Here is a 15,654-nt window from a genome sequence, read left to right on the forward strand (position 1 = left end):
TGAGCCATGACAGACATCCATACGCCGAGAGACGAGCACAGGACCACGGGCCGCAAGCTCGTCGTGCTCAGCCCGACCGTGAACATCGCCGCCATGGCGAGCGCGCTGGAAGCCGTCGGCATGGAGGTGGTCATGGCCTCCCAGTACGGCGGCGCCGTGCCGCCGGACAAGATGCTCACGGCCGACGCGGTCGTGTTCGACAGGCTCCAGACGATGGTCGTCGCCGACCCGTCACCGGCGGCCCTCGCGGTCATGAAGGAGCTCCAGGCGCGCGGCGTCATCCTCTCCGTGGAGGACGAGGGGTACGTTTACGCCATCTCCGCGCCCGCCCTGCAGTCCTCGCAGCGAGAGTACCTCGATGGCTATCGGGCCGGCGTGAACGGGCTCATCGATCATCTCCTCTCCGGGGGCGCGCCTGCGGCGACAGAGGGGTACCCGAGAGAGGCCCGCGCGCGCGGCGAGTCCCCGAGCGGCGTCCGCGAGGAGAGGCCGGGCCACGAGCTCCACGAGCCTGGGACCAGGCCGCTCGGGCAGGGGAACGTGACCTGGGGTCTCAACGCGATCGGCGTCGAGGCCTCGCCGTTCACGGGGCGCGGGATCCGGGTCGCCGTCCTCGATACGGGGCTCGATCTGCGCCATCCGGACTTCAGGGGTCGTAAGGTCGTCCATCAGTCCTTCGTGCCCGGAGAGACGGTCCAGGACCAGGCCGGTCACGGCACCCACACGGCCGGCACCGCCTGCGGGCCGCAGGCCTCGGCGCAGGGGCCGCGCTACGGCGTCGCGTACGAGGCCGACCTGTACATCGGCAAGGTCCTGGGCGGCCCGGAGGGCGCCGGCGCGGATGGCTGGATCATGAACGGGATCAACTGGGCCCTCGTGAACGGGTGCCGGGTCATCTCGATGTCCCTCGGCAGCCAGCGGCCTCCCGTGGAGGCGTACCGGGCGCTCGGCGAGCGGGCCCTGAACCAGGGCGCGATCATCGTCGCCGCCGCGGGCAACGCCAGCCATCGCTCCCGGGGCGACATCCAGTATACCGGCGCGCCGGCGAACTCCGGGACGATCCTCTCGGTCGCGGCGCTCGACAGCAGCCTGCGGGTCGCGGATTTCTCGAACGGCGGCAAGATCGACATCGCGGCGCCGGGCGTCAACGTGCACTCCTCGTGGCCGCTGCCGCAGGGCTACAACAGCATCAGCGGCACCAGCATGGCGACCCCGCACGTGGCGGGCGTCCTGGCGCTGCTCATGCAGGCGGATCCGCACGCGAGCGCCCCGGATATCTGGCGGCGCCTGCAGAGGATGGGGCGCAGGCTCAACGCGCCCGCGTCGGATGTCGGCTTTGGCCTGGTGCAGGCGCCGGTGTCTGCGAGGACGGAGCAGGAGGAGCCGATCGGGAAGCAGAAGGCGTCGGCCCCCTCCTCGCCGCCCGCGCAGAGCGAGGGCCCCATCATGGAGAGGGGTGGAGTCCAGATCCCCTCGCCGCGAGCGTCCGACACCCGGTAATCCATCCAGAACACGAGCCCACCTCGGGCCGAGGCGCCCGTCATGAACGTCGCGACGATCCTCTCGGCCGGGGCGCTGGACAGCAGCCTCCGGATCGCGAACTTCTCGCCCAGCGGCAAGATCGATATCGTGGGGCCGGGCGTCGGCGTGCTCTCCTCGTGGCCGCTGCCGCAAGCCTACCAAACCCTCAGCGGCACCAGCACGGCGGGAGCGCACGTGGCGGGCGTCCTCGCGCTGTTCATGGAGGCCGATCCGCACGCGAGCGCCCCGGAGATATGGCGGCGCATGCTGGCGACGGCGCGCCAGCTCAACGCGCCCGCCTCGGATGTCGGCGCCGGCCTCGTGCAAGCGCCGGTGTCCGCAACGACAGCGCCGTGAAGGCCATCTCCAGCGAGAGCGCCGATCAGCTCGAAACGCTCAGGAATGAAGAGATTTGAACCACAGAGCTTGAAACGCTCAGGAATGAAGAGATTTGAACCACAGAGGCACAGAGGGCACAGAGGAGAGAGAAGATAGAAATTTCTTTATCTCTCTCTTCCCTCTGTGCCCTCTGTGCCTCTGTGGTTCATTTTTTTTTTCTCGGGGTTTCAACGTGTTCGGTGTCCTGGACACGACGCTCCCCCTCGCCGCCGGTCACCGCGCGCTGGGCCCACGTCACGCCGGCGGCAAGACGCGCACGGGATAGGCCAGCGTCACCTTCGGCCCGCGCTCGGGCTGGATGTCGACCAGGAGCGCCCAGCGGATCTCGTTGCTCGCCGAGAGGAAGGAGTGCATCGCCTGCTCGGGCAGGTCCGCCGTGATCTCCTGGCTCCAGGCGCTCTCCCGCGCGATGTCGAGGTCCTCCGCCAGGAGCAGCACCCGCTCCGAGAGGAGGTGCGTTTCGGACTCGGGGTCGGAGCCGCTCTGGTACTGGACCCGCTCCTCGCAGACGAGCGTGACGCGCGCGCGGCGCACGCGCCGCGGCCCGCGCAGGACAAGGCGGGCGCGCAGCGGGGCCCCGAGGAACAGCGGCTCCTCCGCGAGCTCGATGGCGAGGTCCCGGCGCGCTAGCCGGAGGTGGCCGACCAGGGACCACCAGACCATCGACGCGCCGAGGGCAAGGCCGAGCGCCGCGAGCAGCGATACGCCCCCGGGGCGCGCCAGCGAAGCCACCAGAACGTAGAGCGAGACGGCGGCGATGACGACCGCCACCTGGACGCGATGGCTCGGCGGGCCGACGGGGGTCGTGTCGGGCAGGAGCCGCACGGGCAGGTGCGCGCCCGGCGCCGTGCGCACGTCGGGGAACGGCAGCCGATCCAGCACGGCGCGGTAGCGCTCGATGGGGCCGCCGGAGCCGCCGCTCCGGTAAGGACCGCGGGCGGCGAGCGGCGCGGCGGGCTCCGCGGAGCGTGACGGCTTCGAGCGACGGAGGGCGGCGAGCAGCTTCATCGGCGGCGGGAACCTCAGCGCACCGTGATGGGCTGGTCATAGATCAGGTCGTCCCTCATGAACCCGGCGGAGCACCGCACCCGGACCGACCAGCGAATCTCGATCAGGTCGCCGCGGTAGCTGCGCGGCAGGAGCGGCAGGCGCGCCCGGAACGGGAAGCCCTCCGCGGGCGCCTCCGGCTGGCCCTCGGTGAGCACCTCGGCGTGGGCGATGCCCGTGTCGGTGCTGCCCTTGCCCTCGGTCTGCCAGAGGACCGACAGCTCGACCCGGGGCGCCGGGCGGCCCGGGAGCGTGGTGAGGCGCACGACCCCGGCGATCTCCTCGCCGGCCTCGTAGGACGCGCGGCCCCCGGCGAGGTCGATCGTGGCGCAGGCGCTCACGGCGCGTCCTCTGCGGGCGCGACCGCCGCGCCGTCGCGCTCGCCCAGCCACGCGCGGGCGAGCGCGAGCGTGCGCGCGTGCTCGGGCACGTTCTCCAGGAAGCCCGACCGCCACGCGGGGTTCGCGATCCGCGCCGTGCGCTCCAGCAGCCGCTCGCGGGCGGTCGCGATCGCGACGCGGGCCTCCCCGTGCGCGCCGCACGCCTCGAGGGCCTCCGCCCGCACCAGGTAGATCTGCGACTCGCCCTCCTCGAGGTGGCCCTGCGCGGCGATGATCGGGGCGGCGAGCTCCGCGGCCCGGTTCGCGACCTCGAGCGCCTCGGCGGCGCGCCCCGCGGCGAGCAGCACCCCCGCCAGGATGCCCAGCGCGCACGGGATGAGCGGCGGGACGTCGGCGAGCAGCTCGCAGCCGCGGCGCGCCACGTCCTCGGCCCGCTCGAGGTCCCCCGCGACCCGGAACACCTCCGCGAGGTAGACGTAGGTGCCGCCCTCCATCCGCCGGTCGCCCGACGCCACGAACGACCGGAGCGCGTCGTCGAGCAGGGCCCGCGCCTCGTCGAGATCGCCGAGCTGGAGGAGCGTGCGGCCGAGGTTCTCCTTCGCGACCGCCACCATGAACAGCAGGCCGAGCCGCTCCGTGTCCGCCAGCGCGGCGCGGAGCTGGCGCGCGGCGTCGGCGTAGGCGCCGAGCTCGTTGCAGAAATGACCGGCGTTGATGCGCGCCCCGCAGGCGGCGCGCACGTCGCCCGCCGCCTCGAAGCAGCGCACCGCCGCCTCGCAGAGCTCCCAGGCGGCGCCGACGTCCCCGGCCAGGATCGCGCGGTGCGTGCGCAGCCGCAGGACGGGCGCGCTGACGGTCGGGTCGTGCTGGAAGCGCCCGAACGACGCGTCGATGCGCGACGTCAGCGCGTCCGTCTCGTCGCACTGGCCCTGCATGTAGAGCAGGATCAGCGCCGCCTGCGCCATGGCGATGAGCTCGGGCCCGGTCACCGCCTCGGCCGACCACCGCGCGCACAGCGTCCTGGAGAGCGCGACGACGGCGTCCCCGCGCCCCACGAGGTGGGAGGCCCAGAGCGCGACGCCCGCCGCGCGGAACCACGACGCGCTCCCCTCGGGCAGCGCCAGCATCGCCCTCGTCGCGTGCAGCTCGGCCGCCGCGCTCTCGCCCCGGAAGCGGTACGCCTCCGCCTCGACGGTCTCGATCTCCCCGAGCGCCTCGCCGGCCGCGCCGCACGCGACCGCGCGCTCGGCGCGCTCGATCGCCGCGACGTAGTCGTTGCCGCCGAGCGCCTGCTCGGCCGCCCGCCGGTAGCCGCCGACCGCGCGCTCGAGGTCGCCGCCGCGCTCGAAGTGCGTGGCGAGGACCATGGCGTCGGTCTCGCCGGCGTCGGCGAGCCACGCGCCCGCGAGCCGGTGGCCGAGCAGCCGGTCCCCCTCGGTCAGCATCTCGTAGGCCGCGTCGCGCACGAGCGCGTGCCGGAAGGCGTACGCCACCTCGCCCTGGAACGTCGACTCGTGCAGGCGCGTGATGAGCTCGCTCCGCGCGAGCTCCGCCAGGCAGGCGTCGAGGTGCGCCCCGTCCGCCTCGGCCCCGAGCAGCGCGCCCGCCGCGCCGCGCCAGAACACGCTGCCGAACACGCTGCCCGCGCGCAGCACCCGCCGCGCGTCGGGCGCGAGCCCCTCCAGGCGCGCCTGCATCATCGCGAGCACCGTCTCGGGGACGCCGCCGTCGTGGCCCTCGGCCGCGGCGCGCACGAGCTCCTCCAGGAAGAACGCGTTGCCCCCGGCGCGGTCGACGATCTGCGCGACGACCCCGGCGTCGACCGCGCCGAGCGCCTCGCCGACGAGCTTCTCGCACGTGCGGCGCGACAGCCCGACGAGCCGCAGATCCGTCAGCGCGCGCTTGCTCCAGAGGTCCGGGAACGACTCGCGCACCTCGGGGCGGGCGAGCGCGAGCACCATCAGCCGCTCGCCCTCGAGGAGCCGCAGCGCCGCGTCCACGTACTCGACCGTCGGCCGGTCGCCCCAGTGCAGATCCTCCAGCACGAGCAGGACCGGCCGCGCCCGGCACTCGGCGCGCGCGAGCTCCACCCACGCGGCCTGCATCTGGTCGCCCATGACCTTCGCGTCCTGCCGCGCCGCCCGGAGCAGCACGCTCGCCTCCGCGGGGAAGGGCGTGCCCACCATCTCGCCCAGGAACTCCGTGACGGCCTGCCGCAGCGGCTCCGCCACGTGCTCCGCCACGCGCGCCGCGAGCTTCCGCCGCCGCTCCTCGAGCGGCTCGCCGTCGAGCAGCCGCGCCGCGCGCCGGACGACCTGGCCGAGCATGCCGAACGGCGCGCCCATCCGCATCGGGTCGCCGCGCGCGATCCAGAGATCGAGCGGCCCGCCGCGCGCGGCCAGGCGCCGCGCGAGCTCGTGGCGCAGGCGCGATTTGCCGACGCCCGCCTCCGCCGTGACAAGCACCGCGCGGGCCTCGGACTCGGCGACGCACTCGTCGAACGTCGACTGCAAGAGGAGCAGCTCGCGCTCCCGCCCGGCGCACCGCGTCGGCTTGCCGAGCAGCTTGCGGGCCTCGTCCGCGGGCTCGAGCTCGCCGATGAGCGCGAGCGTCGAGCGGTCGAGCGACACCTCGAAGCGATCGCCCAGGAGGTCCGCGGTCATCCGGTCGACGAGGACGGGGGACGTGGGCTCCGCGCAGCCGGGCGCGCCGGCGGCCGCGCGCTCGGAGAGCGTGCGCGGGGACAGGGTGCGGGCGGCCTTGCGATCGGCCAGCGTGGCGGCGGCCCTGGGATCGGACGGCGCGCGAGCGGCCATCGTGGCGGCGGCCTTGCGGGCGGCCAGCGTGCGATCGGCCGTGGGCGCGATCGTGCTCCCCGCGAGCAGCGCGCTCGCGCGATCGATGACCTGCCCCATCGGCTGCGTCTTCTCGAGCTCGTCCCACCCGGTCGAGAGCGCGACGTGCGTGCCGGGCAGGAGGTCGCGCAGGGCCATGGCGCAGCGGGCCGCGTTCACGGCGAGGTCGGTCGGCGAGCCTGCGCCGGTGATCACGGCCGCGAGGGAGCCGTCCCGCAGCAGCTCGAGCTGCGCGCCGTGCCGGGCGGCGACCTGCCGGAGCGCCTGCGACGTCCTGTAGAGCGCGCTGAGCCGCGGGGCGTCGCTGAGCGAGGCGGTCGCGGCGTGCGAGTCGGCGCTGGCGGGCGCGCCGGCGTCCGCGTCGGGCGCGTGCGCGAGGATGACGCTGACGAGGCGCCGCTCGCGGCGCGTCAGGCCGGGCACCGAGGCGGGCGCGCGCGAGGACGACTCCGCGATGAACGTCGCGAGCGCGCGCAGCTCATCGAGCGCCTCCCGCGCGTCGGGGCGCCTGTCCGGCTGCTTGACGAGCAGCCGCGCCACGAAGGCGTCGAGCTCCGCGGGCAACCCGGGCGCGAGCGCGCCGAGCCGCGGGGGCTCCTCGAAGACCACCCTGGCCAGCATGGCCAGCGGGTGCGCCGCGGCGAAGGGCGGCCGGCCCGCCAGGCAGGCGAACAGGACGCACCCGAGCGCGTAGACGTCCGCGCGGGCGTCGACCTCGCCCTCGCCGATCACCTGCTCCGGCGCCATGAACGACGGCGTGCCCACCGTCGCCCCGGTGCGCGTCAGCGCCGTCGTCGCGTCGGCGAGCCGCGCCAGGCCGAGGTCGACGATCGTCGCCCGCTCGAGCTCGCCGCCCGGCAGGAAGATGTTCTGGGGCTTGATGTCGCGGTGGACGATGCCCTGCGCGTGCGCGAACACGAGCCCCTCGGCGACCCGGATCAGCACCTTGATCGCGGCCGCCGGCTCCAGCCGGCCGCGGGCGAGCCGCGCCGCGAGGTCCTCGCCCTCGAGCCACTCCATGGCGAGGTAGAGCTCGCCGTCCGGCGTCTGCCCGTGCGCGATGTAGCGGACGATGCACGGGTGCGCGAGGGCGGCCAGCGCGCGCGCCTCGCGGGCGAACCGGCTGCGCTTGTCGTCGGTCGGCTCCCGCAGGACCTTGATGGCCACCGGCGCGCCGCTCTCGACGTCGCGCGCCCGATAGACGGTGCCGAGACCGCCCTTCCCCGCCTGCCGCTCGATAAGATAACGCGCCCCCAGCCTCTCCCCCGGCGTCATGGGGTCGAGTATCTCACGGAATGCGCGCGCGTCCGTCAGCGACGAGCTGAGCCGGCGCTCACAAGGTAGGTCCTCGTCGCATTGCCGGGCAGAGCGCACGTGCGGGCCGGCAACCGATTGAGCTCTTGCCCGCGCGCAACTCCTGCGCTCGCGCGAGGGGCGGCCGCGGGCCCCCGTCGGCCGGGGGATCGCTCAGCCGCGCTTGGCGTCGACGTCCGCCGTGCTCTCCCCTGCGGCGCGGGCCTCGCGGAAGGCCGCGTCGTGGCGCCACGCCTCCCGCGCGGCCTCGCCGGCGCTCAGGCCGTGCGCCACCCCGGCCGCGGCGATCGCGCTCCGGAAGCGCGCGCCGGCGCGGCGGTACTCGAGCGATACGAGGATCAGGCAGAGCGCGACGAACAGCACGGTGCGGGCGCTCGGCGCCGGCTGCGACCAGGCGAGCCACCCGATGGCCACCGCGAGCAGCGCGCTGCAGAGCCCCCACGACTCGCCGCGCTCGCCGCGCACGTCCTCTGCGGCGCGGGCCAGCGCGCTGGCCACGGCGGGTGGCGGCTCGGCCGCCTTCTCGGAAGGCACGGGTGCCGCTGTGCCACCAACGACCGGCGCGCCGCCGCGTGCCATGAGCGGCCCCGACGACGCGCCGCTACAGCTCCCTGACACGCCGAGATGTGCTGAGCTCATACAAGCCCCTTTCTGGGTTCGCCGTCCGACCCCACACTCCAGCTGGCTTGCACGCCTCGCGCCATCGCTCGATCCGGCGCCTGGACGTCATTCCGAAGACCGCGGCAGAATCCCTCGCGCAGCCCTCGCGCCGGACACGCAATCGGTGCGCCCCGATGAAAACTCCGTGTCACAGCGGCGAACGCGGCGATTGCGCTCGCGGTCCCGGTGGTCCTGCGCACAGGTCATGACCGCCTGTAGCATCTCCGGTGCCGTGGACCCGTGGGGCGGGCCACCTGATTGAGCCCATCGCGACGGGCGCATGGTCTGCGACTGGCGCGCAAACCGTGCGCCGATCCTGCTCACCGGGCGGCGCTGCGCGGAGAGGGGCAGCGCTCGCCGGGCCGTGCGCGGGCGCGTGACCGGCGCGCGGGCGCGTGACCGGTGCGCGGGCGCGTGACCGGCGCGGGCCGCGAAGACGGGGCGCGCCAGGCAAATCGCGCGCCGCGAGCCTGTCACGGATAGACGTAGGGGGCGTCGAGCCCGAGCGGGAGGCCGAGCTGCCAGTAGGCGAGCAGAAAGAGGCTCCACGCGACGAGGAATGTGATGGAGTAGGGGATCATCAGCGCCATGAGCGTGCCGATACCGGTGCTCTTCACGTACTTCTGGCAGAAGACCACCACGAGGGGGAAGTACACCATGAGCGGTGTGATGATGTTCGTTGTCGAGTCGCCGACGCGGTAAGCCGCCTGGGTGAGCTCCGGCGAGATGCCGATCGACATGAGCATGGGCACCAGGATCGGGGCGAGCAGCGCCCATTTCGCCGACGCGGAGCCGATGAGGATGTCCACCACCGCGCTGAGGAGGATGACGCCCAGGATGGTCACCTTGCTCGGGAGCGCCAGGGTCTGCAGCGCCGCGGCGCCCTTGAGCGCCAGGAGCGCGCCGAGGTTCGATTTGTTGAACAGGTAAATGAACTGCGCGGCGCAGAAGGCCATGACCAGGTAATAGCCCATCGCGCTCATCGTCTTGCTCATGCCGCCGATCACGTCGCGGTGGCTCGTGAACGTGCCGGACGCATAGCCGTAGACGAGCCCCGGGATGAGGAAGAAGAGGAAGATGAGCGGCACGATCGCGCTCATGAGCGGCGCGGCGCTGACCGTGAGCTGGCCGCCCGGCGCGCGCAGCGGCGACGACGCCGGCGCGCTCGCGGCGACGAGCGCGGCGACGCTGAGCGCCATCGCCCCGAGGCCTGTCCAGAGCGCGCGCGTCTCGCGCGGCGTGAGGTCCGCCATGCGCTGCTCCTGCTCGGGCGCGGCGTCGACGGGCACGTGCGCGAGGCGCGGCTCGATCACCCTGTCGGTGATGTACCAGCCGAGCCCGATGATCAGGACCGACGAGGCGCTGCAGAAGAACCAGTTGCACAGCGGGTTGACGGTGCGCTTCGGGTCGAGGATGTTGGCGCCGGCCTGCGTCAGGCCCTGCAGCAGCGGGTCGAGGCTCGAGGGGACGAAGTTGGCGCTGAAGCCCCCCGCGACCCCCGCGAACGCGGCGGAGATGCCGGCGAGCGGGTGCCGGCCCGCGGCCTGGAAGATGACCGCGCCGAGCGGGATGACGAGCACGTAGCCCGCGTCGGCCGCCGTGTGGCTGATGATGGCCACGAGCAGCAGCATCGGCGTGAGCAGCGCTCTCGGCGTGATCGTGAGGAGCTTCTTCAGGACGGCGTTGATGAACCCGGAGTGCTCGGCGATCCCGACCCCGAGCAAGGCCACGAGCACCACGCCGAGCGGGTGGAAGCCCGTGAAGGTCGGGACCATGCTCGAGAGGAACTCGGTGATGGCCTTGCCCGAGAGCTGGCTCTGGACCTGGAGCGGCTGCTTCGTCCGCGGGTCGATCTCGCCGAACTGGAGCGGCGCGAGGGCCGCGGACACGACCATGACCGCGGCGGCGAGCAGGACGAAGAGCACGGCCGGATCGGGGAGCCTGTTGCCGGCCCGCTCGAGCGCGTCGAGGGCGCGGGCAGCCCGGCCACGCCGCGCTCCGGGCGCGGGCGAGGGGAGCTCGGGTTGATTGCTGGACATACGCTCATCGTAGGCCGAACGCGCGCGGAACGGCGCCGCCGGGCGGCTTCGCGCGCGCGATTTCGATGGTGAGGTTGGTGTGAAGGGTCGATGGTGGTCGAGCGCCGCGCGTGGCTCCGGCGCACGCGCGGGCGCCGGATGTCCTCAGGCCGCCTTGCGGGCCTCGTCGGCCTCGAGCTCGCGGACGATCGGGAGGACCTTCTTCCCGAACTGCTCCACCTCCTCGTGGTAATGCAGGAACCCGGTCAGCACGAGATCGACCCCGGCCGCCTGATAGGCGACGATCCGCCGCGCGATCTGCTCGGGCGTGCCGATGAGGCCCGTGCGGAACCCGTCGTTGTACTGCACGAGGTCCTCGAAGTTGGAGTTGGCCCACATGCCCTCGCGCTCGGGCGACGCCCGGCCGGCCTGCCGCACGGCGTCGCCGAAGCCGTTCACCGCCTCCACGTCCGCGTGAGCGATGATGTCGCGCAGGACCTGCCGCGCCTCCTCCTCCGTGTCGCGGGCGATGACGAACGCGTTCAGGCCGAACTTCACGCGGCGCCCCGCGCGCGCGGCGAGCTCGCTGATCTCGGTCACCTGGGCGCGCACGCCCTCGATGGAGTTGCCGTTCATGAAGTACCAGTCCGACACGCGCGCGGCCATCTCCCGCGCCGCCCTGGAGTTGCCTCCCTGGAAGATCTCGGGGTGCGGCTTCTGCGCCGGCTTCGGCTTCAGCGTGAAGTCGTTGATCCGGTAGAAGTCGCCCCGCAGCGAGAAGTGGTCCTCGGTCCAGATGCCCCGGAGCGCCCGGATGAACTCCTCGGAGCGACGGTATCGCTCGTCGTGCTCGAGCCACGGCTCGCCGAGCGCCGTGAACTCCCCCTTGAACCAGCCGCTCACGACGTTGACCGCGAACCGCCCGCCCGACAGGTCGTCGGCCGTCGCGCCGAGCTTCGCGAGCACCCCGGGGTGCCACAGCCCCGGGTGGACGGCCGCGATCACCCGGAGCCGCTCGGTCGCGAGCAGCAGCGCGAGGCTGAACGACGTCGACTCGTGCTGGTACTCGGCGCCGTAGCTCGCCATGTAGCGGACCTGGCTGAGCGCGTACTCGAAGCCGCTGTCCTCCGCGATCCGCGCGAGCTTCCGGTTGTAGTCGATACCCCAGTGCGTCCGCTGCTCGATCTTGCTCACCACGAGGCCGCCGCTGACGTTCGGCACCCAGTACGCGAACTTCACCGGGGCGCGCCCGGCGGGCGCGATCGACGTGGGCGGCGTGATGCTTTCGTTGTTGCTCATGATCTGGTTCCTCCATCCGTGCCCGCGCGGGCTCACTCTCCGCCGGCCTCGAAGAGCTCGAGCGGCAATCCGACGAGCGATTTACCGATCCACTCGCGCGCGATGTTGTTGGACGGCCCCATGCCGATCGCCGCGCGCGCGTCGCGGAAGGCGCGCTCGAGCGGACCGCGGCGGTAGCCGTAGCCGCCGCTCACGTCGAGCGCGACGCGCGCCACCTTGTTGGCCACCTCCGCGGCGTGGACCTTGAACTCGGTGAGCGGCATGAGCAGCTCGCCCTGGGGCTTGCCCGCGGCCTGGAGCGCGTCGAGCTGCTCGGCGAGCGCCGCCTGCCAGGGGCGGAGGCTCTCGACGAGGACCTTGGCCTCCCCGAGCTGCTGGCGCAGGACCTGGTAGTCGGCGAGGCGGCGATCGAAGTCGCGGTGCACCGTGCCGAGCGCGTACTCGGTCACGGACGCGAGCGCGCCCCGCGCGACCCCGTGCCACGCGGCGCCGAGCCCGATGAGGTACACCGGCGAGACGCCGTGATAGATGATGTCCTTGCCCTGGCCCTCCGCGCCGAGCCGGTCGCGGCGAGGCACGGGCACGTTCGTGTAGCGGATCGGCCCGCTGTGGTTGCCGTGCACCCCGAGGGCGTCCCAGCGGCCCGCCTCGATGCCGGGCCGCGTCCCGTCGACGATGAAGAAGGTGATGTCGGTCGGCCCCTTCGCGCCCGGCGTGCGCGTCTGGAGGACGTAGTAGTCGGCCTTCCCGGCGCTGGTCGTGAACGATTTGTCGGCGGAGATCAGGTAATCGTCCCCGTCGCGCTTCGCCTCGCTGAAGTTGAACCACCAGTGGCCGCCCGAGGCCTTCTCGCTCGTCGAGTAGGTGCCGACGAGCCCGCGCCGCGCGGGCCTGAGCCACCGCTCCTTCTGGTCGTCGTTGCCGTACAGCGCGATCGTCTGCGCCGCCCCTGTGTGCATGACATAGACGAGCGCCGTCGACGCGCAGGCGCGCCCGATCTCCTCGGCCGCTATGGCGAACGCCCCGTGGCCCAGCCCGAGCCCGCCGAGCTCCTCGGGCAGGAGCACTCCATTCCACCCCTCGCGCGCGAGCGCTTCGAGGTTCTCGCGCGGGAAGACCCCCTCGCGATCGACCCGGTCGGCGTTCGGCGCGATCGCGGCGGCGACGATCGCCTTCACGCTCTCGCGGATCGCAGCTTCATCTCGTCTGGCCATCTCCATCTCCTCGTGTCGGCGCACGCGCGCCGGTCGCTCTTGCCTCGCTCCGGTCAGGCGATCTCGCGGCCTGGCCGGGCCCCCGCGGCGCACGTGCGCCGCCTGCCCGCGTCGCTCTCCGGAAGGTCCCGCGCGCCGCCCTGCCCGGGGCGCGGTCCCGCCCCCCTCAGGAGTAGAAGCTCGGCTCCGGGATCGCGCCGTTCAGCGCGTAGGCGCCGAGCTCGCGCGATTTGTAGTCGACAGGGTCGTGGAGCGTGTGCGTGCGCAGGTTCCGCCAGAACCGGTCCATCCCGGCGTCTGCGGTCGTCGCGCTCGCCCCCATGACCTCGAACATGCCATTCGTGATCTCCAGCCCCGCGCGCGACGTCGCCACCTTCGCCGCGGCGATCGCGATCGCGCACGCGCCGCGCTGCGCGGGGCTCAGCCGGTCGCCCTCCTCCCAGGCCGCCTGGAACGCCGCCCCGGCGCGGTCGGCGAGCAGCCGCGCGGCCTCGAGGCCGAGCCACATGTCGCCGTACCGGAGGAGGACATAGGGATCCTCGGTCGCGGGCGTCCCCCGGGCCGCGATCCAGGGCCGCCGCCGCGCGCGCGTGTACCGTCGCGCCTCCTCGAGGGCCCCTTCGGCGATGCCGAGGTACACGTTCACGAGCACGAGCTGGGCGAGGCACGGGCGCAGCGAGGCGAACGTCGAGCCGAGCGGCCCCGGCGTCGTGAGGAGCTCGTCGGCCCGCACCTCGACGTCGTCGAGCTCGACGGTGCCGCTGTCGGTCTGCCGCTGCCCCATGTTGTCCCAGTCGCCGAGCACCCGGATCCCTGGCCGCCCGGTCGGGACGGCGGCGACGACGAGCCTGGACGTCGCGTCGTCGATCGCCGACACGATGAGCATGTCGGAGTCGCTCGCCCCGGAGCAGAAGCTCTTCGCGCCGCGCACGACGAGGGCGTCGCCGCGGCGCACGAGGCGCGCGCGCGTGTCGAGCGGGTTCAGCGCGTTCCCCCAGAACCAGCGCTTCGCGACGGTGTCCGCCTGAAGCCGGCTCGCCTGGCCCGCGCTCCCGAACAGCCGCAGCGTCGCGAGCATCAGGTGGTGAAAGCCGAACACGTGGGCGATGGCGCTGTCGGCGCGCGCGATGCGCCGTACCACCTCGAGCACGACCGGCCAGGGCGCTCCCCAGCCGCCCAGGTCCGCCGGCGCGGAGAGCGAAAGGAGCCCGCTCCGCCGCAGCCGATCGCGCTCCTCCCTGGGGGTGCCGCCCCGCCTGTCCCGCTCCACGGCCGTCGCGGCGAAGGCGCGTGAGAGCTCGTCGGCGATCTCCAGCGCGCTGCTCGGCGCCGGGTGCGCCTGTCCATTGCTAACGTGAGCGGCTTCGCCCTGCATGCCTCGGCCTCGATCGACAGGCCACGTCGCGACGCCGCGCGTCCGTGGCACGTCCTTGGCACGTGTCGTCAGCACGTGTCGTTGGACCGCGCGGTTGGGCACGACTCGTGCCATGGCCGTCCCATCGCGTTGTCCGCGCACATTCGCTGAGCGGAGCGAGGGGGGTCGTCTGGCGGCTGCTGCTCCAGCAGCAGCGGCTGCGCGCGAGGTGCTGCTGGAGCAGCAACGGCAACCCGGCGCGCGGGGGGATCCTTGTCGCGGCGGCCTGCGCTCGCGCGCGGATCCCTCGATTCACGGCCTCGGCGCGGGGCGTGCTTACGGGCCTCCGGCCCGGCGATGCACGGGCGAGGAGCCCATCTTTCAATGAACGTCCTCTGGTTTCTCCCGACGCATGGCGACGGCCGTTATCTCGGCACGGCCGAGGGGGCGCGCCCCGTCTCGCTCTCGTACCTTCGCCAGATCGCGCAGGCCGCCGACGACCTCGGCTATCACGGCGTGCTGCTCCCCACGGGGAGGTCGTGCGAGGACGCCTGGGCGGTCGCGTCGGCCATGATCCCGCTCACGCAGCGGCTCCGGTTCCTCGTCGCGCTGCGGCCGGGCATCGTCTCGCCCACGTGGGCCGCCCGCATGGCGTCGACGGTCGACCGCCTGTCGGGCGGCCGGCTGCTCCTCAACGTGGTGACCGGCGGCGACCCCGCGGAGTCCGAGGGCGACGGCGTATTCCTCGGGCACGACGAGCGGTATGCGGTGACCGACGAGTTCCTCACGATCTGGCGCCGTGTCATGGCCGGCGAGACGGTCGACTTCGAGGGCAAGCACCTGCGCGTGAAGGGGGCGAAGCTCCTCTATCCGCCGATCCAGGCGCCGCACCCGCCGCTCTACATCGGCGGCTCGTCGCCCGCGGCGCACGCGCTGGCGGCGCGCCACCACGACGTGTACCTGACCTGGGGCGAGCCGCCGGCCGCCGTGGCCGAGAAGATCGCGGACGTGCGCCGCCGCGCGGCGGCCGAGGGGCGCGAGGTGCGCTTCGGGATCCGGCTGCACGTCATCGTCCGCGAGACCGCCGAGGCGGCGTGGGCGGCGGCGAACGACCTGATTCGCCACCTCGACGACCGCGCCATCGCCGCGGCGCAGCAGGCCTTCTCGCGCTTCGACTCCGAGGGGCAGCGGCGCATGGCGGCGCTGCACAACGGGCGGCGCGACGCGCTCGAGATCAGCCCCAACCTCTGGGCCGGCGTCGGGCTCGTGCGCGGCGGCGCCGGCACCGCGCTCGTCGGGGATCCGGAGACGGTCGCGCGCCGCATGCGAGAGTACACGGAGCTCGGGATCGAGACGTTCATCCTGTCCGGCTACCCGCACCTCGAGGAGGCCTATCGCGTCGCCGAGCTGCTGTTCCCGCGGCTCTCCATCGGGCAGAAGGGGCCCGACGTCCGCCCGAACCTCACCGGCCCGTTCGGCGAGGTGATCGCCAACGACATCCTGCCGCAGCGGTCGCAGAGCTGAGCCGCAGCAGCGACGCGCCGGCCTTTTTCAGAAGAGAAAATTGAACAGGGAGGCGGGGAGGCGGGGAGGATTTGAATGTTTTCCTCCCCGCCTCCCCGCCTCCCTGTT

The 15,654-nt window shown here is 73.2% G+C and carries 11 protein-coding genes; 3 read left to right on the plus strand and 8 right to left on the minus strand.

What is annotated here, in order from left to right:
• The first annotated feature begins 6 nt into the window (after positions 1–6).
• A complete protein-coding gene (locus WME76_RS07600; RefSeq protein WP_437959515.1) occupies positions 7–1,500 on the plus strand; it encodes a S8 family serine peptidase in 1,494 nt (497 codons plus the stop codon).
• A 42-nt stretch (positions 1,501–1,542) separates the two neighbouring features.
• A complete protein-coding gene (locus WME76_RS07605) occupies positions 1,543–1,878 on the plus strand; it encodes a S8 family serine peptidase (protein WP_437959516.1) in 336 nt (111 codons plus the stop codon).
• A gap of 276 nt (positions 1,879–2,154) precedes the next feature.
• Here the strand turns inward: WME76_RS07605 and WME76_RS07610 are convergent, their stop codons facing one another.
• From WME76_RS07610 to WME76_RS07645, 8 genes are all read right to left on the minus strand, one after another.
• A complete protein-coding gene (locus tag WME76_RS07610; protein WP_437959517.1) occupies positions 2,155–2,928 on the minus strand; it encodes a hypothetical protein in 774 nt (257 codons plus the stop codon).
• Between the two features lie 14 nt (positions 2,929–2,942).
• Entirely contained in the window at positions 2,943–3,308 is a 366-nt protein-coding gene (locus WME76_RS07615; protein WP_437959518.1) for a hypothetical protein, read from the minus strand.
• The gene (locus WME76_RS07620; RefSeq protein ID WP_437959519.1) at positions 3,305–7,438 is read right to left on the minus strand and encodes a serine/threonine-protein kinase; all 4,134 of its coding nucleotides are present in this window, start codon (positions 7,436–7,438) and stop codon (positions 3,305–3,307) included. The genes WME76_RS07615 and WME76_RS07620 overlap by 4 nt, the downstream gene beginning before the upstream one ends.
• Positions 7,439–7,630: 192 nt before the next feature.
• On the minus strand, positions 7,631–8,011 hold the full coding sequence (locus WME76_RS07625) for a hypothetical protein (protein ID WP_437959520.1): 381 nt from the start codon (positions 8,009–8,011) through the stop codon (positions 7,631–7,633).
• 599 nt (positions 8,012–8,610) lie between these two features.
• Positions 8,611–10,176: an AbgT family transporter gene (locus WME76_RS07630; RefSeq protein ID WP_437959521.1), complete on the minus strand. Its 1,566-nt coding sequence runs from the start codon at positions 10,174–10,176 to the stop codon at positions 8,611–8,613.
• Between the two features lie 144 nt (positions 10,177–10,320).
• Positions 10,321–11,454 (minus strand): dimethylsulfone monooxygenase SfnG, encoded by a 1,134-nt coding sequence (gene sfnG / locus WME76_RS07635; protein WP_437959522.1) that lies wholly within the window; start codon positions 11,452–11,454, stop codon positions 10,321–10,323.
• A 32-nt stretch (positions 11,455–11,486) separates the two neighbouring features.
• Positions 11,487–12,668 carry an acyl-CoA dehydrogenase family protein gene (locus WME76_RS07640; RefSeq protein ID WP_437959523.1) on the minus strand — a complete coding sequence of 394 codons (1,182 nt, stop codon included), beginning with the start codon at positions 12,666–12,668 and terminating at the stop codon, positions 11,487–11,489.
• 166 nt (positions 12,669–12,834) lie between these two features.
• Positions 12,835–14,043 (minus strand): acyl-CoA dehydrogenase family protein, encoded by a 1,209-nt coding sequence (locus WME76_RS07645; protein ID WP_437959524.1) that lies wholly within the window; start codon positions 14,041–14,043, stop codon positions 12,835–12,837.
• A 363-nt stretch (positions 14,044–14,406) separates the two neighbouring features.
• On the opposite strand from WME76_RS07645, the gene ssuD reads away from it, so the two are divergent.
• Positions 14,407–15,546, plus strand: coding sequence for an FMNH2-dependent alkanesulfonate monooxygenase (gene ssuD / locus WME76_RS07650; RefSeq protein WP_437959525.1), 1,140 nt, complete (start codon positions 14,407–14,409; stop codon positions 15,544–15,546).
• Positions 15,547–15,654 lie beyond the last annotated feature (108 nt).

The sequence above is a fragment of the Sorangium sp. So ce119 genome, assembly GCF_051524405.1.
Classification (GTDB): Bacteria; Myxococcota_A; Polyangia; order Polyangiales; family Polyangiaceae; genus Sorangium; species Sorangium cellulosum_G.